The following is a 19262-nucleotide window of genomic DNA, read 5'->3' as shown; positions in this document are numbered from 1 at the left end:
ATCGACTAGGCTGATCCCGTGCCCGAGAACAGCCCCCGCCGTGCGCCGCGTGAACGTCAGCGCGACCCCGAGCGCACGAAGGCGCGCATCCTCGAGGCGGCCAAAGCGGAGTTCGGCAGCAAGGGCTACGCCGCGGCGCGCGTGGGCGAGATCGCCGCGCGGGCGGGTGTGAACAAGCAGCTGATCTCGTACTACTTCGGCGGCAAGGAAGGCCTGTACACCGAGCTGAACCGCCCGGTGTTCGACGGCTTCACCACGATCACCGCGCCGGATCGCGAGCTCGCGGACGTCGCCGCCGAGTTCGTGCGCTCGGGTCTCGCCGACGCCGACCTCGGCCGCCTGTTCCTCTGGGAGAACCTCACCGACGGCGAGCCGGACGCGGTCGGCGTCGAAGCCCAGCGCGAGTTCCTGCAGCGCCAGCTCGGCTACGTCCGCGCACGTCAGGAGGCCGGCGACTTCCCGGACGACGTCGATCCGGCGGCGCTCATGCTCGTGCTGATGGCCGCGGCCAGCGCGTCGCTGGCATTCCCGCGCGTGGCCCGCGCGCTCACCGGCCAGGACCCGGGCTCGGCGGAGTTCGCCGAGGGCTACGCGGAGCAGCTGGCCCGGATCGTGCGGGCGCTCAAGCCCTGACGATCAGGGCCACCAGCTCGTCGGCCAGCTCGGGGCCCACCGCCGTGCGAGTGGCGAGCAGGCGGTACCAGAGGGTGCCGAACACGACGTCGATCAAGGTTTCGCGGGAGACACCGGCGGGGAGCTCGCCCCGCGCGGCCGCGCGGTCGACGATCCGGCCCAGCACCTCGCGGCGGCGCAGCAGGAAGTCTTCGCGGAAGCGGTCGCCGAACGCGGGGTCCACCTGCGCCTGCGCCATCAGCGCGCGCAGCGTGTCGGCGACGGTCTGCTTGCCGCCGAGCGCGAACGTGTCACGCAGGAACTCGCGCAGGTCCGCCGCGAGGTCACCGTGGTCGGGCACCGGCACGATCAGGTCGGCCTTGGTCGCGAGCGCCTCCATGAGCACGTCCGCTTTGGACGGCCACCACCGGTAGACGGTCTGCTTGCCCGAGCCGGAGCGCGCCGCGATGCCTTCGATGGTCAGGCCGGCGTACCCGACTTCCGCGATGAGTTCCAAGGTCGCAACGAGGATCGCGTCGCGGCTGGCGGCGCTGCGCTTGCGGCCGGGGCGGCTGCCGAGGGGCTGGTCGGTCACGGGAACCGATGGTAGCGTAATTCGAGACGAGACGTCACGGTTCGAAATAGGAGACCACATGAGCATCCACAAGGCCCTCGTCGCTGGGGGCACTTCGGGCATCGGGCTCGCGACCGCGCGCAAGCTGCACGCACGCGGGTTCGACGTCCACGTCACCGGCCGCGGCAAAGAGCGGCTCGACGACCTGGCGGCCGGCGACCCCGGCCTCACCGGCCACCAGGCCGACGGCGGCGACGCGGCCGCCATGGCCACGCTCGCCGAGACGATCGGGCAGATCGACGCCCTCGTCGTCAGCCTCAGCGGCAGCGAAGGAATGGGCCCGATCGCGGACCTCGACCTGGGCATGCTGCGGCGCGCCTTCGACGCGAAGTTCTGGGCGCACCTCACCACCATCCAGGCCGTACTGCCGAGACTCGCGCCGACGGGGTCGATCACCCTGGTCACCGCCATCAGCGCCCGCACCGGCATGCCGGGCACCACCGGCCTGGCGGCGATCAACGGCGCCCTGGAGGCCGCGATCAAACCCCTGGCCGCGGAACTGGCACCGATCCGCGTCAACGCCGTTTCACCCGGCGTGGTCGACACGGCTTGGTGGAGCTCCTTCCCAGCCGACCAACGCGCGGCCTACTTCGCGCAGGTCGCCTCCGCCCTGCCCACGCGGCAGGTCGCGTCCGCCGACGACGTCGCCGACGCCGTGGTCTTCGCCGCCACCAACCCGACCACGACCGGCACCGTCCTGGAAACCGACGGCGGCGCGCGCTTGATCACGCTCTGACGCCCCTGCGGGACTTGGGCCGTGATCCCGGCTCAAGTCCCGCTGTGGCACGGGTTTCGGCCGCCGGACAGTCGCGGCGCTCGACCTCCGAGAGCGGCGCGCTCAGTTCGCCTATGAGCGGGCTCCCGCGGCACGCTCGCTCGGCCAGCAGCGGCCCGGAGCCACACCTGCTCAGCGCCGGAGACCCCGCAACGCAACGGGCCCGCCCAGCCACTCGCTGATCGCACCGACTGCCGCCGTCAGTTCTGACTCCCCCGCCAAGGCGCGCTCAGCCGCCCCGCGGCGGCCCCGCTCGCGCCGGAGATCTCCAGCGATCAACGGGAAGCTCGGCCATTTGGAAAGACCCTCGCGCGAACGCCCGCCGATGCGACCCGACTGGCGCCGTCGGCTCGCATCTCGCGCCAACCCTCAGCGGCCCACCACGGCCATGACAGCCACCCAGGCTCGGCACCATCGGCCTCCAGCCACGCAAACGAGAAGGCCACTTGCGTGGCGAACCTCGCCGAACGTCGACCAGCCGGAGCAGCGCCGCCAGCCCGGCGGCCCGCGCCAATACTCAGCCCGCCCACCGTGGCGTGCGGCCGCCGACCGAGCGCCGGAGACCGGCGAGGCCCTGCCCCGACGTCGGCCGCCCGAAGCAGTGCCGTCAGTCCAACGGGTCGCGCCAGGGAAGGCTCAGGCGGCCCACCGCGGCCACGACGGCGGAACGCAGCCGTGCGCGGTCCGTGGTGGAGCCCGGGCGCAGGGCACTGGGGTACAGGATCGCCGTGTGGTGGAGGGCCCAGACGAGGGCGTAGAGGTCGGCGGTGTCGATGGCCTCGTCGGTGGGGCGGGCGGCGCGCATCTCGGCGAGTTTGGCGCCGAAGGACTCCAGTTCGCGGGTGGTGGGTTCCGGGCGTTCCAGCTGCCGCCAGAGGGTGAGGCGGGCGCGGTCGGGGTCGGAGGCGTAGTAGTCGAACACCGCGCCGGCGAAGCGGGCCAGGTCGTCCCAGGTTTCGGGGACGGTTTCCATGCCCGTCAGGAGCCGTTCGACGACGACGGTGTCGAACAGCTCCTCCTTGGAGCCGAAGTAGTCGTAGATGGCGCGTTTGTTGGCCTCGGCGTTCGCGGCGATGCGGTCGACCCGGGCGCCGGCCAGGCCGTACGCGGCGAACTCGCGGTAGGCGGCCTCCAGGACCCGGCGTTTGGTCTCCGACGCGTCGCGTGGCATCCCGCCAGCATAGAGCGTTCCGAACCATCTGGTTCTTTCGGTGCTATAGTCGATACCGAACCATCCAGTTCGTTCGGTTTGGAGTTCAGACATGACGACGCGTGCGACGGCCGTTCCCGGAGTCGACAACCGCAAGCCCGTTCCGATGGCGCAGCGAAAAACAGGCCGGGTCGCGATCCTGACCGCCGACCAGGTCGAGGACGTCGAGTTCTTCTACCCCTACTACCGCTTCGTCGAGGAGGGCTACGACGTCGACGTGATCACCCCGGCCGGCGGCCTGCTCACCGGCTACCGCGGCACCACCCTGCAGGACACGCTCCCCCTCGCCGACGCCGACCCGAAGGCGTACGACGCGCTGTACGTGCCCGGCGGGCTCGCGCCCGAGGAACTCGCGGCGAACGACGCCGCCGTGGAGTTCGTGCGCACCTTCGCGGAGCGCGACAAGCCGATCGGCTCGGTGTGCCACGGCCCGCGGGTCCTCGCCAAGGCAGGCCTGGCGGACGGCCGCACCATGACGGGCTTCCACCACGTCGAGAGCGACATCGCCGAAGCCGGCGGGACCTACGTCGACGAGCCGGTGGTCACCGACGGCCACATCGTCACCTCCCGGCGCCCCGGCGACCTGCCGCGGGAGCTGGCCGTGATCATCGAGCGGCTGCGCGCGCAGTGACCGGACCGTACATTGAGGACAGTGAGCGAACAGGAGCGAAGCCCATGCGGATGAGGAAACTCGGCGGTCTGGAAGTCTCGGCCGAGGGGTTCGGCGCGATGGGGATGAGCGCGTTCTACGGGGAGCGCGACGACGAGGAGTCGATCGCCACGCTCCGCCACGCCGCCGACCTCGGGATCACGCTGATCGACACCGCGGAGGCGTACGGCCCGTTCGAAAACGAGAAGCTGATCCACCGCGCCCTCGGGCACCGGCGCGACGAGCTCGTGCTCGCGACCAAGTTCGCCACCGAGATCGACGACGACGGCACTTTCCACGGCCCGAACGGGAGCCCCCGGTACGCCCGCAAGGCCGTCGAACGGTCCCTTCGCCACCTCGGGACCGACCGCATCGACCTGCTGTACCTGCACCGGGTCGACCCGGCGACGCCGATCGAGGACACCGTCGGTGGCATGGCCGCGCTCGTGCAGGAGGGCAAGGTGCGCTACCTCGGGCTGTCCGAGGCGGCGCCAGCGACGATCCGCCGCGCCCACGCGGTGCACCCGATCACCGCGCTGCAGTCGGAGTTCTCCCTGTTCAGCCAGGAGGCCCTGACCAACGGTGTGAAGGCCGTCGTCGACGAGCTGGGCATCGGCTTCGTAGCCTTCTCCCCGCTCGGCCGCGGCTTCCTGTCCGGCACGATCCGCAGCGTCGACGACCTCGCCCCCGGCGACGCGCGGCGCGGGCTCCCGCGGTTCTCGCCGGAGAACATCGCGGCCAACCTCGTGCTGGTGGACCGGGTTCGCGAGCTCGCCGAGGAAAAGGGCGTGGCGCCCGGCCAGGTCGCGCTGGCCTGGGTGATGCGCCACGACGTCGTGCCGATCCCGGGCACCAAACGCCGGAAGTACCTCGCCGAGAACGCCGCCGCCGCGGACGTGTCGCTCAGCGAAGCCGATCTCGCCCGGCTCGAAGCCGCCGTGCCGCGCACAGCGGTGGCGGGAGATCGCGACACGCCCGACGGACTGGCGAAGACGAACGGCTGAAGGCGGCCCGGTGCCGCCGGAAAACGCGGTGACACCGGGCCGCGGAAATCAACGACGCAGCGGCACGAGATCGTCCGCGTGGACGACCTCACGGCGGTGCTCCACGGGAACCTCGTGGCTCGACCGGCCGATCAGGTCCGGCAGCTCGCTCGCGTCGAACGCCACCACGCCACGCGCGACCGGGACGTCCTTGGCGTCGACGAGGTCCACGACGTCGCCCGCCTCGAACTTGCCGATCACGCCGGTGATGCCGGCCGCCAGCAGCGAACGGCGGCGCAGGATCGCGGCCACGGCACCGTCGTCGAGCCGGAGGCGGCCGGACGAGTCGGCGGCGTAACCGAGCCAGAAACGGCGCGCGGACAGGCGGGTGTCAGCCGGGGCGAAGACCGTGCCGACGTCGGCCGCGCCGAGGGCGCCCGCGGCGTCGACCGCGGCGGCGAGCAGCACGGGGATGCCGGCGCCTGCGGCCGTGCGGGCGGCCGCGAGCTTCGAGACCATGCCGCCCGTGCCCAGGCCCGAGGACGACATGCCGACGGAGATGCCCTCCACATCGGACTCGCTGATCACCTCGGCGATCTTGCGGGTGGCGCCGTCGCGGGGGTCGCCGTCGTAGAGACCGTCCACATCGGACAGCAGGATCAGCGCGTCGGCACCGATGAGGTGGGCGACGAGGGCCGCGAGGCGGTCGTTGTCGCCGAAGCGGATTTCCTGTGTGGCTACGGTATCGTTCTCGTTCACCACGGGCACGGCGCCGAGCGCGAGCAGTCGGGAGAACGTGCGCTGCGCGTTGCGGTAGTGCGCGCGGCGCACCACGTCGTCGGACGTCAGCAGGACCTGGCCGACGGTGAGCGAGTACCGGCCGAACGACTCCGCGTACGCGTGGGCCAGCGCGAGCTGGCCCACGCTCGCCGCCGCCTGCTTCGTGGCCAGGTCACGCGGGCGCTTGCCCAGCGACAGCGGCGCCAGCCCCGCGCCGATCGCGCCCGAGGACACGAGCACGATCTGGCAGTCGCGGGCCACGCGCGCCGCGATGGCGTCGACCAGCGCGTCGAGCCGCTTGACGTCCAGGCCGCTGCCGGCGGTCGTCAGCGCCGACGAACCGACTTTGACGACGAGCCTGCGGGCTTCGGCGATCTCGACGCGCGTGCCGCTCACCGGTCCAGTTCCTCCAGATCGTCATCGAAATCGTCCGCGACGCCGCCGTCGTCGGAGTCCGCGCCGGACAACGGCTCGTCCTCGCCGGTCCCGTCGCGACGGATCCGCCGGGCTTCCTTGCGCTCCGCGGCACCGACGCGGTCGCTCTTCTCCAGTCGCACGTCCGTGCCGCGCCCGGACAGGTGCACCGCGACGCTGGGCGACGACGGCTCCCACTCGAACTGCACGTCGCCGATCGTGACCGGGCTGCCCGGCTTCGCACCCTTCTTCGCGAGCGCGTCTTCGACACCGAGCCGGTTGAGCCGGTCGGCGAGGTAGCCGACGGCCTCGTCGTTGGCGAAGTTCGTCTGCCGGATCCAGCGCTCGGGGCGCGTACCGCGGACGATGAACGCGCCGTCTTCCTCCGGGTCGGCCGAGACGGTGAAGCCGCTGTCGTCGACGGCCAGCGGGTGCAGCACGATCCGCTGCTGCTCCAGCACCGGCTGCGCCTCGCGGTACTCCTCCACGACCTTCGCCAGCGCGAACGTGAGCTCCCGCAGGCCCTTGCGCGAAGCCGTCGAGACCTCGAACACCTGCAGGCCGCGGGCCTCGAACTCGGGCCGCACGAACTCCGCCAGCTCGGCCGCCTCCGGCACGTCGATCTTGTTCAGGACCACCACGCGGGGGCGCTCGTCGAGCTTGCCGCCCAGGCCCGGGGTGTACTTCGCGAGCTCCGCTTCCAGAGCGTCCACATCGGACACCGGGTCGCGGCCGGGCTCCAGCGTCGCGCAGTCGACCACGTGCACCAGCACGGCGCACCGCTCGATGTGGCGCAGGAAGTCCAGCCCCAGGCCCTTGCCCTCCGACGCGCCCGGGATCAGGCCCGGTACGTCGGCCATCGTGAACACGGTGGAGCCGGCGGTGATCACGCCGAGGTTCGGCACGAGCGTGGTGAACGGGTAGTCGGCGATCTTCGGCTTCGCGGCCGAGAGCACGGAGATCAGCGACGACTTGCCCGCGCTCGGGAAGCCGAGCAGGCCGACGTCGGCGACCGAACGCAGCTCCAGCACCAGGTTGCGCGACTCGCCGGGCTCGCCCAGCAGCGCGAAGCCGGGGGCCTTGCGGGCCTTCGACGCCAGCGCCGCGTTACCCAGGCCGCCGCGGCCGCCCTGGGCCGCGATGAACGTGGTGCCGGGCGACACGAGGTCGGCCACGAGCTCGCCGTCCTCCGTGAAGACGACGGTGCCGGACGGCACGCGCATCTCCAGCGGTTCGCCGGCGGCGCCGTTGCGGTTGCTGCCCATGCCCATCTTGCCGCTGCCCGCTTTGGCGTGGGGGCGGAAGTGGAAGTCGAGCAGGGTGTGCACGTTGGGGTCGACGACGAGCGTGACGTCGCCGCCGTTGCCGCCGTTGCCGCCGTCCGGGCCGCCCAGGGGCTTGAACTTTTCGCGGTGCACGGAGGCACAGCCGTTGCCCCCGTCACCGGCGGTCAGGTGGATCACCGCGCGGTCCACGAACCGGGACGCCATGGCACTGCCTCACTTCACTCGCGAAGAAAAACTGTCAGACAACACAAACGAGGGGTGGTGCCGGATATTCCGGCTCCACCCCTCGTCGGAAAGTCGTGGTGCAGAAAACCTGAAGATCAGGCTTCAGCGGCGACCGAAGGCACGATGTTGACCGTCTTGCGGCCACGCTTGGTGCCGAACTCGACCGCACCGGCGGCGAGCGCGAACAGCGTGTCGTCGCCGCCACGGCCGACGTTCACGCCGGGGTGGAACTTGGTGCCACGCTGACGGATCAGGATCTCGCCGGCGTTCACCTCCTGGCCGCCGTAGCGCTTCACGCCCAGTCGCTGGGCGTTGGAGTCGCGACCGTTGCGGGAGCTGGACGCACCCTTCTTGTGAGCCATCGCTCAAGCCTCTTTCTGAAAGACTACGAAGATCCGAAGAACTACTTGGAGATACCGGTGACCTCGACGCGGGTCAGCTTCTGCCGGTGACCCTGGCGCTTGTGGTAGCCGGTCTTGTTCTTGAACTTGTGGATCCGGATCTTCGGACCCTTGGTCTGCTCCACGACCTTGCCGGTGACCGAGACCTTCGCCAACGCGTCGGCGTCCGTGGTGACCTCGCCACCGTCCACGAACAGCACGGCGGGGAAGGTGTGCTCGGTGCCCGGCTCGCCCTCGAGCTTCTCGACCTCGACGACGTCGCCGACGGCCACCTTGTACTGCTTGCCGCCGGTCTTGACGATCGCGTACGCCGACACGGAAGTCTCCTGCATTAACTCGGCCCTGTAACTACTAGGCAATCGGGTGGGGGCTGGCGCGGACGGCCCGCCCGGAGGCGGTCCAAGTGCTCGCGCAGCGGCCTGCTCTGGTGGCAGGCCGTACTACAGGTTACGTGAGGTTCCCCGGTGGATGGACACCGGGGTCCCCTACGTGGTCTTTCAGCTCTGCTCCGAGGCGTGCACCGGCGGACCCGCCGGGCGCGACGCCGCCCGGCGCGACCGGCGCCGGGTGGGCCGCGTGGCCGGAGCCGGCACGTCGACCTCGGATTCGGTCTCCGAAGTCCCCGAATCCGGCACAGCCGGCACAGTCGACGCGGCCGCCTCAGCGGTCTCGGCAACCTCGGGAACCTCGGTCTTCTCAGCCGTCTCAGCCGGCTGAGCCGCTTCCTCGACGGCCGGAGCCGCCGTCTCCTGCGCCGTCTCCACCGTCTTCACGGCCTCGGCCAGCGGCTTCGGCTCGTCCTCGACGTGCGGCTCGTGCTCGTGCTCGCCCTTGTGGGACGCCGCCTTCGACGCGTTCACCATCGCCTGCACGGCCGACACCACGGACTCGCGCTGCTCGGGCGTGGGCGCCGGGACCGGCTCCACGACCTTGATGTGCTCGGCCTGCTGCTCGTCGCCCTTGCCGCGGCCGCGCGAGCGCCGGGAGCTCTTGGTGTCCCCGCCACCGCCGTTGCCGTGGTTGTGGCCGTTGTTGCCGTTGCCGTTGCCGCCACCGCCGGTGCGCTGCGGCTCGGTGGACACGATGACCCCACGGCCCTTGCAGTGCTCACACGGCGTGGAGAACGCCTCGAGCAGGCCCGTGCCGATCTTCTTGCGGGTCATCTGCACGAGACCCAGCGACGTGACCTCGGCGACCTGGTGCCGCGTGCGGTCGCGGCCCAGGCACTCGGTGAGGCGGCGCAGCACCAGCTCGCGGTTGGACTCGAGCACCATGTCGATGAAGTCGATCACGATGATGCCGCCGATGTCGCGCAGCCGCAGCTGGCGGACGATCTCCTCCGCCGACTCCAGGTTGTTGCGCGTCACCGTCTCCTCGAGGTTGCCGCCCGAGCCGGTGAACTTGCCGGTGTTGACGTCGATCACCGTCATCGCCTCGGTGCGGTCGATGACGAGGTAACCACCCGAGGGCAGCCAGACCTTGCGGTCGAGCGCCTTCGTGATCTGCTCGTCGATCCGGTGGTCGGCGAACACGTCGCCGGTGCCGGTGTAGCGCTTGAGGCGGTCGGCCAGGTCCGGGGCCACGTGCTCCACGTACGAGTGGATCGTGTCGAAGGACTTGCCGCCCTGGACCTCGAGCTTGGCGAAGTCCTCGGTGAACAGGTCGCGCACGACCTTCACCAGCAGGTCGGGCTCCTCGTAGAGCATGGTCGGCGCGCCGCCCTTCTTGGCGGCACCCGCGTCGGCCTTCTCCTTGATGACGTCCCACTGCACCTTGAGGCGCCGGACGTCGCGGTCGAGCTCCTCCTCGGCGATGCCCTCCGACGCGGTGCGGATGATCACGCCCGCGTCCTCGGGGACGATCCGCTTGAGGATGTCCTTGAGGCGGCGCCGCTCGTTCTCCGGCAGCTTGCGCGAGATGCCCGTGGCCCCGCCGGCCGGCACGTAGACCAGGAAGCGGCCGGGCAGCGAGATCTGCGTGGTCAGCCGGGCGCCCTTGTGCCCGACCGGGTCCTTCGTGACCTGCACGAGCACGCTGTCGCCGGTGGACAGGGCCTGCTCGATCTTGCGGGCCTTGCCCTCCAGGCCGGCGGCGTCCCAGTCGACCTCGCCGGCGTAGAGCACGGCGTTGCGGCCGCGGCCGATGTCGATGAACGCGGCCTCCATGCTCGGCAGCACGTTCTGCACGCGGCCGAGGTAGACGTTGCCCACGATCGAGCCGGTGCCGGCCGAGGTGACGAAGTGCTCCACGAGCACGCCGTCCTCGAGCACGGCGATCTGCGTGGAGTCGCCCTTCTCGGCGACGACCATCGTGCGCTCCACCGACTCGCGGCGGGCGAGGAACTCGGCCTCCGACAGGATCGGGGCACGGCGGCGGCCGGCCTCGCGGCCGTCGCGGCGGCGCTGGCGCTTGGCCTCCAGGCGCGTGGAGCCGCGGACGCTGCGCACCTCGTCGCGCGCCGGGCGCTCGGGCTGCTCCGCCTTGGCCTGGCGCACGTGGGTGACGGTGTTGGGCGGGTCGTCGGTGGTCGCGTCGGACCCGTCGTCGTCCCCGCCCTTGCGACGGCGGCGACGGCGCCGGCGGCGGCTGCCGCCCTCACCGTCGGAGTCGCCGTCGGCCTCGGCTTCGCCGGACGAGTCCTCGGACTCGGTCTGCTCGCCCTGCTCGGGCTCGGCCTTGTCGGCCTTGTCGGCCTGCTTTTCCGGCTTGTCGGCCTGCTTGTCGTCCTGCTTCGCCGAGCCGCGCTTGCGGTCCGGCTCGTCGGTGGCTTCGTCGTCTTCGGCGCCGCCCTCGTCGCCGCCCTTGCCCCGGCCGCGGCCACGACGGCCGCGACGACGCCGGCGACGGCCGGCCGCACCGTCCTCGTCGTCCTCGGAGCGGTCGTCGGTGTCCTCGCCCGTGGTGTCCTCGGCCTGCTCGTCCTCGGCCGGGGCCTCTTCGGTGACCGGCTTCGGGCCGACGCCGAACACCGGCTCGGGCCGGCTGCGGGCGGGCCGCTCGCCGGCGGGCTCGGGCTCCGGCGGCAGGAAGACCGGCGACGGCGCGGCGAACACCGGCACGTGCACCGGGCGCTTGGCCTGGGCCGGCTCCTCGGCCTCGACCTCCGCGGGCGGGTCGCTCACCACGACCGCGGGCACGGCGGCCCGGCGGACGCGGCGGCGCGGCTCGCGGGCGGCCTGCTCTTCGGCGGGCTGCTCCGCGACCTCGGGGGCCTCGGCGGTCTTGGTGCTTTCGGTGCTTTCGGCCAGGACGGGTTCGGGCTGAGCCGGCTGCTCAGTGACCTCGGCGACCTCGGCGACCTCGGCGGCCTTGGCGACCTCAGGGGTCGCGGTGCTCTCGGTGGCCGCGGTGACCTCGGGCGCGCTCTCGGCCGGGGCGAGCGCCTCGGCCACCTTGAACGCGACCTCGCGCGTCACGCTCGACTGAGCGCTGCGGGGGCTCTCGCCCAGCTCGGCCAGCTTGGCGAGCAGGTCGCGGCTGCTGGAGCCCAGCAGCTTGGCCAGCGCGTGCACGCGAATGCGCGGCGGCAGCTCCCCCAACTGACTGGTCACGGGTGCGGCGGTATTCCCGCCGGTCTGATCGGCGGGTGTTTCCGCGTTCGACATGTGTCTCCTCCGCCCCCGGGCGCGTCTGCCGGTTCTCACCGGTCACGACGCGGCCGCGCAGGGGCCCTTTCTGTTCCGTGCCCGCCGTGGTGGTGACCAGCGGCGGGAATCCTTGCGTGGCAAACCGTGCGGTCCACCGGGTTCGGCGAACCGGGCACGGTCAGGTCTCCTCGGCGGCGCGCCGGCCTGGCTCCGACCCCTCGCGGGCCAGCCCCACCACGTCGAGCTGCCCGGCCTCCCGGGGGCGACGCGAGTGGTGCCGGTCCGGCACTCCTCCGGACCACTCCCGACGCAGGCAGGATGCCCGTCGTCGAGGCGGTCGACGTGAGTATCCCACACCCGGGGGTGCACCCGGTGTAGTCGGTGCCTTGCGCAGCCACCCGGGCGTGCCGTCGCGGGGCGAACTCGGCGGTTCCGCTTGTCCCGCCGCGCGAGCCTGGTTACCGTGCGGCTCGGGCACGCGTGCGCGCGGGTGCCCGGCGTTTCCTGCATTCGGTAGGAGGTCCGGTGTCCCTGCTGGCGCGGCCACTGCGCGCGGCCGTGTGCCTCGTCGCGGTGCTCTGCGGGTGCCTCGCCGCCGGGCCGGCGAGCGCGGACGCGCCGAGCTGCCACCCGTCCGGGCGGACCCTGCGCTACGTCGTCGCCTTCGACCGGGGCACCTCCGAAGACTCCGCACGCGAGCAGGTCGAAGCCGCCTGCGGTCACTCGTCCGGGTACTACCCGCAGATCGCGGTCGGCGTCGTCACTTCCAACGATCCGGACTTCGGGTCGCACATCGGGCTGGACCGCGCGTTCAGCGCGCAGGGCACCCGGCTCGCGGCGCAGCGCGCGAGCGGCGACGCCGTGCCGCCGCAGCCCGCGCGGGCCGAGCTGCACCTGAGCGACCCGGCGCAGGTGTCGACGGCCGACCTGTCGGGTGAGCAGTGGGACATGAAGATGGTGGGCGCGCCCACCGCGCACCAGGTCAGCGAAGGCAGCCGTGACGTGGTGGTCGGCGTGCTCGACTCCGGCGTCGACCCGGACCACCCCGATCTCGCCGCCGCGATGGACCCCGCCGACTCCGCCGGCTGCCTCACCGGCGTCGCCGACCCGCGGCCGGCGGCCTGGCAGCCGACAACCTCGGTGCACGGCACCCACGTAGCCGGCATCATCGCCGCGGCCGACGACGGCAAGGGCGTGACGGGCGTCGCGCCCGGCGTGCGGATCGCGTCGGTGAAGGTGATCGACGACCGCGGCTACGCCGATCCCGAGGCCGCGGTGTGCGGGCTGATGTGGTCGGCGGCGCACCACCTGCCCGTGACCAACAGCAGCTGGTTCGTGAACCCGTGGTCGCTGTCGTGCGTGCGCGGCGACGACCGCGGCGTCGTCCACGAGGTGCTGGCGCGCGCGGTGGAGTACGCCACTTCGGCCGGGACGCTGAACGTCGCGGCGGCGACCAACGAGGCCGTGGACCTGACGCCGTCGGCCCACTCGGGCGTGCGGACGGCGGGGGCCACGAAGTGCGAAGCGCTGCCGGCCGGCCTGCGTGACGTGGTGGCGGTGTCGGCCGTGGGCGCGGACCGCGTGAAGGCCGGCTACAGCTCGTACGGCCTCGGTGTGGTGGATGTCACTGCCCCGGGTGGCGAGGCCGGGCGCTGCGTGGTGTCGACCGTGCCCGGGGGCTACGCGCCGCTGTGCGGCACCTCGATGGCCGCGCCCCACGTGGCGGGCGTGCTGGCGCTGCTGAAGTCGGCGCACCCCGGCATGTCGGCGGCGGACCTGCGCCACGCCCTGGACACGCGGGCCACGCCCATGCCGTGCCCCGACGACTACGACCTCACCGGCGACGGCGCCCAGGACGCCTACTGCGCCGGCTACGACAGCTACAACGGCTTCTACGGCCACGGCCTCGTCGACGTGCTCGCCGCCGTGGCCCCGCCGGAGACGGGTCCGCCGAACCCCGCGCGGTAGGGCCCCGCCCGTGATCGTTTCGACACCTCGTCCGGGTTGGATACCGGTCGCAGTTCGCCGACGCCCGAGGAGGTCCGGTGCTCGAAGCGCTCGGCCTGTCCGCCGACGAGGAGCGGGTGTTGCGCGTGCTCGTGGGCGGCTACCGCGCCGCCGCCGGTGAGGTGAGCACGCGGCTGGGGCTCGCCGTGGCCGAGGTCGAGCGGGTGCTCGGCTCGCTCGTGGCCAAGCGCCTCGTGAGCCGCACCGGCGAGCACTACGTGCCGGCGCCGCCCGACGTCTCGCTCGGGCCGTTGCTGCGCCACGGCCAGTCGGAGCTCGAACGCGCCCGCGCCGCCCTGACGGAATTGGCCGAGCAGTACCGCGACAGCGCGCGGCGGCGCGATTCGTCGCGGCTGGTCGAGGTCGTCACCGGCGCGGAGGCGATCCGGCAGCAGGCGCTGAGCCTCCAGCGAGACGCGCGCGAGGAGGTGCTGTGGTTCTGCCGCGAGGCGCCCATCGCCATGCCGGCCGCCGAGAACGACGAGGAGTTCCGCGCCCTGGCCCGCGGCGTGCGCTTCCGGGTGCTCTACGAGACCGCGCTGCTCGAAGAACCGGGCGCGATCGCGGGCCTCGCCGAGGGCATCCGCCTGGGCGAACGGGCCCGGACCATCGCGAAGCTGCCCGTGCGCCTCGCCGTGGCCGACCGGGCGCTCGCGCTGTGCCCGCTCGCCGACGACGAGGCCACGGGCGAACCGACCGCCGCGCTCGTGCTGGGCAGCAGCCTGGTGACCGCGCTGGTGGCGCTGTTCGAGAGCTACTGGGAACGCGCGTCTCCCCTGCGCGTCGACGGCGTCCCCGCCGACGCGCAGTTGTCGGCCGACGAGCGCCGGCTGCTGTCGCTCCTCGTCGGCGGCGTGAGCGACAAGTCGATAGCGAAGCACCTCGGGGTGAGCCACCGGACGGTGCAGCGGAGATTGCAGGACCTGATGCAGCGGGCCGACGCGCAGAGCCGGATGCAGCTGGCGTGGCAGGTCGCGAAACTCGGCTGGCTCGACGACTGAACGTCCACTGAGGACCCGGGGCCGGGTGTCCACTGCGGACACCCGGCCCCGCGGATCACCGCAGGGGCAGGCGGTAGACGCCCGCGCCCGTGCCGGCGAGGAGCCAGCGGCCGTCGGCCGACGGCAGGAGGGTGCGCACGTCGCGGTCGGCCGGCTGGGTGGGCAGCGAGGTGAACCGGCGGCCGCCGTCGTGGCTGACGAGGACCCCGGCGCCGGGTTCGTACTTGTCTGCGGAGGACACGTACAGGGCGCCGTCGCCGGTGAAGGTGGCGTCGGAGTAGCCGGCGGTGCCGAGGCCGGCCGCGGGGCGGAAGGTGGCCCCGCCGTCGGTGGTGACCTTGACGAAGCCGGCGCCGGTGACCACGACGTGGCGGGCGTCGCGCGGGTCGACGGTCACGTGGGCGACCTCGCCGTCGAAGAGCTTGCGCGCGGTGGCGCCGCCGTCGGTGCTGCGGTAGAGGCCGGTGACGTCGCCGATCCACACGGCGCCGCGGGAGCGCGGGTCGACGGCGACCGACTGCACGCCGTCCAGGCCGGCGAGCACGTGCTGCGTCAGCGTGCGGCCGCCGTCGTGGCTCGTGTAGACGGCGGGTGTGAGGTAGCTGCCCGCGTACACCGTGCCGGCGTCGTGCGGATCCACGGCCAGCGCGCGGGAGTTGCCCGGCACGGTCGCGAACTGCTGCCACGTCTTGCCGCCGTCGCCGGAGCTTTCGACGGTGAAGCAGTCGACCTCGCAGTAGCCCTGCCGCACGCGCAGCACGGCCTTGGCCGACACCGTCGCGAGCGCCCCGACGGAGTTGCCCAAGGTGTCCGGGGCCTGGCCGGTCCAGCCCCAGTCCTGGTAGCCACGCGGGAGGTGCGCCGCGAACGGCGCTGTCGAGCGGTAGGTGCCACTGCGCGTGGCCGCGACGAGCGCCGGGCCGACGCTCGCGAGCGCGTTGACCTCGGTGTCGGGCACGCCGATGCGCCGGAACGTCACCGAGTCGGCCGTGGTGAAGATCCCCGCGGCCGCGGCGACGACCTGCTCGCGCGGGCGGTCCGGGAAGCCGCCGACCTCGGAGTAGAGGTCGATCGCGCCGGTCGCGGCCGGGTGGTCGGTCCACGTGCGGCCGCGGTCGCGGCTGACCCAGACGTCGCGGGCGCCCGCGCTGCCGTCGGGCCCCGGCGAGGCGATCGACTGGACCTCGAGCTCACCGGCGGGGGTCAGCCCCGTGAACGCCATCGCGTCGTCGGCGCCCCACGGTCCGGTCAGGGTGCGGAACGTCCGGCCTCCGTCGGTGGAGAACACGGCGCTGCCGAGCACGCCCGAGCCGACCACCATGCCGTCGGCCGCGGCCAGGTTCGACAGGTACGACGTGCCGGGCACCGCGAGCTCGCGCGGCGCGCGCGGGTGGCTCAGCGCGTTGTCGACGACGTGGATTTCGCTGCCGGTGGCCAGGAACAGGTGGTCGCCGTCGAGGGCGAGGTCGGTGACCCCTGCCGGCGCGCCCGGGAGCTTCGCCCAGTGGCGGCCGTGGTCGGTGCTGGTGAGCACGCCGTCGTCGCCGGCCGCGAACACGTCCTCGCCCGAGGGCGAGACCACCACGGACGTGAACAGCCCGGGACTCGTGGCGGCGGCGCGGAACGTGCGCGCCGCGTCGTCGCTGCGCAGCACCTCGCCGGTGCCCGTGGCGGGGTCGGTGGCGGTGACGTAGACGACGGACCCGTCGCGCGGGTCGGCCGCGATCGCGGTGCCGTTGGCGCCCAAGGGACCCGGTGTGGTCCAGGTGTCGCCGTGGTCGTCGGTGCGGTAGACAGCGCGGCCGCTGTCGGGCAGCACGTACAGCCGCGCCGGGGCGTCGGGCGTGAAGGCGAGGTGCCCGCCGGCGCTGTTGGGGCCGACGAGCTGCCACGGCTGCGCGTGGGCGGGCTCGGCCGAGGCGGAAACAGTGGGGACGGCCAGGGCGAGGGACAAGCCGGCGGTGAGCGCGGCCAGTTTCAGAGGTCTTCCGTGCATCCGGTCAGCCTGGGGCAGGCCGGGCGCGGCGTCACGATCTTCGCCGTGGCCGAAATACGACAGGTCGCACTTTGGACACCAGCGTCAGGTCAGCAGGAGCTTCGCGATCCGCCGCGTCGACCCCCAGACCCCGATCGCCGCGAGCACCAGCAGGTAGGCGAGGTTGCCCGCCATGCTCCACGAGAAGAAGCCGGTCGCGAGGCCGCGCATGAGCTCGATGCCGTGGTACAGCGGGAAAACCCGCACCACCCACTGGATGGCCTCCGGGTAGACCGTGATCGGGAAGAACGTGGTGGAGAACAGGAACATCGGCATCAGCACGAGCTGGATGTAGTCGAACTGCGACGTCGACTTCAGGTAGCTCACGAGCGTGATGCTGATGGCGGAGAACGTGAACGACACCAGCAGCGCCACCGGCAGGAGCAGCAGCGCCCACCACGACGTGAGCAGCCCCATGGCGCCCGTGACGGCCATGAACGCCACGGAGTACAGCCCGCCGCGCAGCATCGCCCAGCCGATCTCCCCCAGCGCGACGTCGAGCGGGCCGATGGGGGTGGCGAGCATGGCGTCGTAGGTCTTCGCGTAGCGCAGCTTGAAGAACAGGTTGTAGGTGCTCTCGAACACGGCCCCGTTCATCGCCGACGACGCCAGCAGCGCCGGTGCCACGAACGCGACGTAGCTCATCGGCCGCCCGTCCGGCCCCGGCACCGTCTGCACCAGCTTGCCGAACCCGACCTGGAACGCCAGCAGGTAGAACAACGGCTCGAGCGCGCCGGACAGCAGGATCGTCCACGACCGCCCGTAGACGGTGATCGCCCGCTCGATCAGCGCGCCGGCACGCCCGCTGTACATGCCCGGCGGGAGGACGCGGAGGAGGAGACCGCGGCGCTGGAACTCGGTGGCTCGCACGTCGGTCATCACGCCACCAGCCGGCGGTAGAACCAGCGGTGGGCCAGCGCCCAGCCCACCACGACGAGAGCCACCAGGTATGCCGTGTGCCCGAGCACCGCGAGCCCGCCGACGCCGCCGAGCGTGCCGGCGCGCGCGAGCTGCGTGCCGTGCCACAGCGGCGACAGCCACGCGAGCCAGCGCAGGTACAGCGGGATCTGGCTGATCGGGAAGAACGTGCCCGAGAACAACGTCATCGGCATCACCACGAAGCGGAACAGCAGCCCGAAGCGCTGCCCCTCGTCGAACGTCTTCGCCGCCAGCGCCGTCATCGGCGCCGCGCAGGCGAGCCCGGTCAGCGTGCCGACGAGGACCACCAGGACGGCGCCGAAGTTCTGCCAGGCGCCGAAGAACACCGCGATCACCGCGTAGATCGCGCCCGCCAGCGTGAGTTTCAGCGTGGTCCAGATGAAGTGCCCGCCCAGCAGCTGCCCGGCCGAGACCGGCGTGGCCGTGACGGCGACGTAGTCCTTCTGCCACTTGAACCCCGACAGGACGGGGTACGTCGAGTCGCCCACGCCCTGCTGCGCCGCGCCGGCCACCAGCAGCGCCGGGGCGACGTACACGAGGTAGGACACCCCGCCCGTCGCCGGGCCGGCCTGCACCTGCGAGCCGAAACCCAGCCCCATGGCGGCCAGGAACAGCACCGGTTGCAGGCCCGTGGAGTACAGCGTGCTGACCCAGTGCCGTCGGTACCACGTCCAGTGGCCCTCGACGCGCAGCCAGGCGCCCCGCCAGCTGCCGACGACCCGGCCCGTCGCGGAGATCGTCATCAGTCCACCAACGTCCGGCCGGTCAGGCGCAGGAAGACGTCTTCCAGGGAACTGCGCCGCACCAGGCTGGAGACCGGGCGCAGGCCGCGTTCGTGCGCGCGTTCCAGCGTCGCCTCGCCCGTCATCGTGTACAGCAGCACGCGGTCGGGCAGGACCTCGACGCGCTCGGCCAGGTCTTCGACGGCCGAGGCCGCGGTCTGCTGTTCACCCGGCGCGAAGCGCAGCTCCACGACCTCGCGCGTGGAGTACCGCGCGATCAGCTCCGCCGGCGAGCCCTCGGCGGCGATCCGGCCGCCGTCCATGACCACGAGCCGGTCGCAGAGCTGTTCTGCCTCATCCATGTAGTGCGTGGTGACGATGAGCGTGGTGCCGCGCGCCTTGAGCCGGAACAGGCGGTCCCACAGCAGGTGCCGGGCCTGCGGGTCGAGGCCCGTGGTCGGTTCGTCGAGCAGCAGCAGCTCCGGGTCGTTCACCAGCGAGCGCGCGATGGTGAGCCGCCGCTTCATGCCGCCCGAGAGCGAGTCGACGGTGGCCTCCGCGCGGTCGCTGAGCTGCGCGAACTCCATCAGTTCCTCGGCTTTCGCCCGCACGTGCGCCCGCGACAGGCCGAAGTAGCGCCCGTAGATCTGCAGGTTCTGCCGCACCGACAGCTCGACGTCGAGGTTGTCCTCCTGCGGCACCACACCCAGGCGCGCGCGGATGCGCGGCCCGTCGACGTCCGGGTCCATGCCCAGCACCCGCAGGTCGCCGTCGGTGCGTGGCGACACGCACGCGATCATCCGCATCGTCGACGACTTCCCGGCGCCGTTGGGCCCGAGGAAGCCGAACGCCTCCCCCGGCCGCACCTCGACGTCGATGCCGCGCACCGCTTCGAACTCACCGAACCGCTTCACCAGTGCCTTCGCCTGCACCAGTGCCGGTTCCGCCGTTGCCTCTGCCACCTCGACGACACTAGGCGCGGGCACCGACAGTTTTCGACCG

Annotated in this window: 17 protein-coding genes; 6 read left to right on the top strand and 11 right to left on the bottom strand. The window is 72.3% G+C overall.

Translation table 11 applies throughout. From position 1 onward, the window contains the following. Nucleotides 1-18: 18 nt before the first annotated feature. Nucleotides 19-633, top strand: coding sequence for a TetR/AcrR family transcriptional regulator (locus tag ACFY1H_RS31135; RefSeq protein ID WP_386952259.1), 615 nt, complete (start codon nucleotides 19-21; stop codon nucleotides 631-633). On the opposite strand, the gene ACFY1H_RS31130 is transcribed toward ACFY1H_RS31135, so the two are convergent. Then, nucleotides 623-1207: a TetR/AcrR family transcriptional regulator gene (locus ACFY1H_RS31130; RefSeq protein ID WP_386952256.1), complete on the bottom strand. Its 585-nt coding sequence runs from the start codon at nucleotides 1205-1207 to the stop codon at nucleotides 623-625. The genes ACFY1H_RS31135 and ACFY1H_RS31130 overlap by 11 nt on opposite strands. Nucleotides 1208-1265: 58 nt before the next feature. Here ACFY1H_RS31130 and ACFY1H_RS31125 point away from each other — a divergent pair, with 58 nt between their 5' ends. Beyond that, the gene (locus ACFY1H_RS31125) at nucleotides 1266-1982 is read left to right on the top strand and encodes an SDR family oxidoreductase (protein WP_386952253.1); all 717 of its coding nucleotides are present in this window, start codon (nucleotides 1266-1268) and stop codon (nucleotides 1980-1982) included. 646 nt (nucleotides 1983-2628) lie between these two features. On the opposite strand, the gene ACFY1H_RS31120 is transcribed toward ACFY1H_RS31125, so the two are convergent. Next, nucleotides 2629-3192 carry a TetR/AcrR family transcriptional regulator gene (locus ACFY1H_RS31120; RefSeq protein ID WP_386952250.1) on the bottom strand — a complete coding sequence of 188 codons (564 nt, stop codon included), beginning with the start codon at nucleotides 3190-3192 and terminating at the stop codon, nucleotides 2629-2631. A 91-nt stretch (nucleotides 3193-3283) separates the two neighbouring features. Here ACFY1H_RS31120 and ACFY1H_RS31115 point away from each other — a divergent pair, with 91 nt between their 5' ends. After that, nucleotides 3284-3862, top strand: coding sequence for a DJ-1/PfpI/YhbO family deglycase/protease (locus ACFY1H_RS31115; protein ID WP_386952248.1), 579 nt, complete (start codon nucleotides 3284-3286; stop codon nucleotides 3860-3862). A 44-nt stretch (nucleotides 3863-3906) separates the two neighbouring features. Further along, nucleotides 3907-4884, top strand: a complete 978-nt coding sequence (locus ACFY1H_RS31110) for an aldo/keto reductase (RefSeq protein ID WP_386952245.1) — start codon at nucleotides 3907-3909, stop codon at nucleotides 4882-4884. Nucleotides 4885-4932: 48 nt separating this feature from the next. On the opposite strand, the gene proB is transcribed toward ACFY1H_RS31110, so the two are convergent. The 5 genes from proB to ACFY1H_RS31085 form a co-directional block, all read right to left on the bottom strand. Then, nucleotides 4933-6039 carry a glutamate 5-kinase gene (gene proB, locus ACFY1H_RS31105; RefSeq protein WP_366583876.1) on the bottom strand — a complete coding sequence of 369 codons (1107 nt, stop codon included), beginning with the start codon at nucleotides 6037-6039 and terminating at the stop codon, nucleotides 4933-4935. Then, a complete protein-coding gene (obgE, locus tag ACFY1H_RS31100) occupies nucleotides 6036-7547 on the bottom strand; it encodes a GTPase ObgE (protein ID WP_386952242.1) in 1512 nt (503 codons plus the stop codon). The genes proB and obgE overlap by 4 nt, the downstream gene beginning before the upstream one ends. 116 nt (nucleotides 7548-7663) lie before the next feature. Then, complete coding sequence (rpmA, locus tag ACFY1H_RS31095; RefSeq protein WP_220242880.1) at nucleotides 7664-7930, bottom strand: 50S ribosomal protein L27; 267 nt, start codon at nucleotides 7928-7930, stop codon at nucleotides 7664-7666. A 41-nt stretch (nucleotides 7931-7971) separates the two neighbouring features. After that, nucleotides 7972-8286 carry a 50S ribosomal protein L21 gene (gene rplU / locus ACFY1H_RS31090; RefSeq protein WP_009081084.1) on the bottom strand — a complete coding sequence of 105 codons (315 nt, stop codon included), beginning with the start codon at nucleotides 8284-8286 and terminating at the stop codon, nucleotides 7972-7974. A 180-nt stretch (nucleotides 8287-8466) separates the two neighbouring features. Next, a complete protein-coding gene (locus ACFY1H_RS31085) occupies nucleotides 8467-11574 on the bottom strand; it encodes a translation initiation factor IF-2 N-terminal domain-containing protein (protein ID WP_366583878.1) in 3108 nt (1035 codons plus the stop codon). Between the two features lie 507 nt (nucleotides 11575-12081). Here ACFY1H_RS31085 and ACFY1H_RS31080 point away from each other — a divergent pair. Both ACFY1H_RS31080 and ACFY1H_RS31075 read left to right on the top strand, forming a co-directional pair. Beyond that, nucleotides 12082-13524 (top strand): S8 family serine peptidase, encoded by a 1443-nt coding sequence (locus ACFY1H_RS31080; RefSeq protein WP_386952236.1) that lies wholly within the window; start codon nucleotides 12082-12084, stop codon nucleotides 13522-13524. A 77-nt stretch (nucleotides 13525-13601) separates the two neighbouring features. After that, nucleotides 13602-14564, top strand: a complete 963-nt coding sequence (locus tag ACFY1H_RS31075; RefSeq protein WP_386952233.1) for a LuxR C-terminal-related transcriptional regulator — start codon at nucleotides 13602-13604, stop codon at nucleotides 14562-14564. A 55-nt stretch (nucleotides 14565-14619) separates the two neighbouring features. On the opposite strand, the gene ACFY1H_RS31070 is transcribed toward ACFY1H_RS31075, so the two are convergent. The 4 genes from ACFY1H_RS31070 to ACFY1H_RS31055 form a co-directional block, all read right to left on the bottom strand. Further along, complete coding sequence (locus tag ACFY1H_RS31070; protein WP_386952230.1) at nucleotides 14620-16560, bottom strand: hypothetical protein; 1941 nt, start codon at nucleotides 16558-16560, stop codon at nucleotides 14620-14622. Between the two features lie 84 nt (nucleotides 16561-16644). Next, complete coding sequence (locus ACFY1H_RS31065) at nucleotides 16645-17478, bottom strand: ABC transporter permease (RefSeq protein WP_386952227.1); 834 nt, start codon at nucleotides 17476-17478, stop codon at nucleotides 16645-16647. Beyond that, on the bottom strand, nucleotides 17478-18281 hold the full coding sequence (locus tag ACFY1H_RS31060) for an ABC transporter permease (RefSeq protein WP_366583883.1): 804 nt from the start codon (nucleotides 18279-18281) through the stop codon (nucleotides 17478-17480). Before ACFY1H_RS31060 ends, ACFY1H_RS31065 begins: the two co-directional genes overlap by 1 nt. Continuing rightward, nucleotides 18281-19222: an ABC transporter ATP-binding protein gene (locus ACFY1H_RS31055; RefSeq protein ID WP_366583884.1), complete on the bottom strand. Its 942-nt coding sequence runs from the start codon at nucleotides 19220-19222 to the stop codon at nucleotides 18281-18283. Before ACFY1H_RS31055 ends, ACFY1H_RS31060 begins: the two co-directional genes overlap by 1 nt. Nucleotides 19223-19262: the final 40 nt, after the last annotated feature.

Source organism: Amycolatopsis sp. NPDC001319 (genome assembly GCF_042896185.1).
GTDB lineage: Bacteria > Actinomycetota > Actinomycetes > Mycobacteriales > Pseudonocardiaceae > Amycolatopsis.
This window is presented reverse-complemented; position numbering and strand designations above follow the sequence as displayed.

Bases quoted from the DNA above. Each gene is read 5' to 3' on its own strand.
- ACFY1H_RS31120 (WP_386952250.1), bottom strand. From the start codon at position 3,192: ATGCCACGCGACGCGTCGGAGACCAAACGCCGGGTCCTGGAGGCCGCC.
- rpmA (WP_220242880.1), bottom strand. From the start codon at position 7,930: ATGGCTCACAAGAAGGGTGCGTCCAGCTCCCGCAACGGTCGCGACTCC.
- ACFY1H_RS31060 (WP_366583883.1), bottom strand. From the start codon at position 18,281: ATGACGATCTCCGCGACGGGCCGGGTCGTCGGCAGCTGGCGGGGCGCC.
- obgE (WP_386952242.1), bottom strand. From the start codon at position 7,547: ATGGCGTCCCGGTTCGTGGACCGCGCGGTGATCCACCTGACCGCCGGT.
- ACFY1H_RS31115 (WP_386952248.1), top strand. From the start codon at position 3,284: ATGACGACGCGTGCGACGGCCGTTCCCGGAGTCGACAACCGCAAGCCC.
- ACFY1H_RS31085 (WP_366583878.1), bottom strand. From the start codon at position 11,574: ATGTCGAACGCGGAAACACCCGCCGATCAGACCGGCGGGAATACCGCC.
- ACFY1H_RS31110 (WP_386952245.1), top strand. From the start codon at position 3,907: ATGCGGATGAGGAAACTCGGCGGTCTGGAAGTCTCGGCCGAGGGGTTC.
- ACFY1H_RS31125 (WP_386952253.1), top strand. From the start codon at position 1,266: ATGAGCATCCACAAGGCCCTCGTCGCTGGGGGCACTTCGGGCATCGGG.
- ACFY1H_RS31065 (WP_386952227.1), bottom strand. From the start codon at position 17,478: ATGACCGACGTGCGAGCCACCGAGTTCCAGCGCCGCGGTCTCCTCCTC.
- ACFY1H_RS31070 (WP_386952230.1), bottom strand. From the start codon at position 16,560: ATGCACGGAAGACCTCTGAAACTGGCCGCGCTCACCGCCGGCTTGTCC.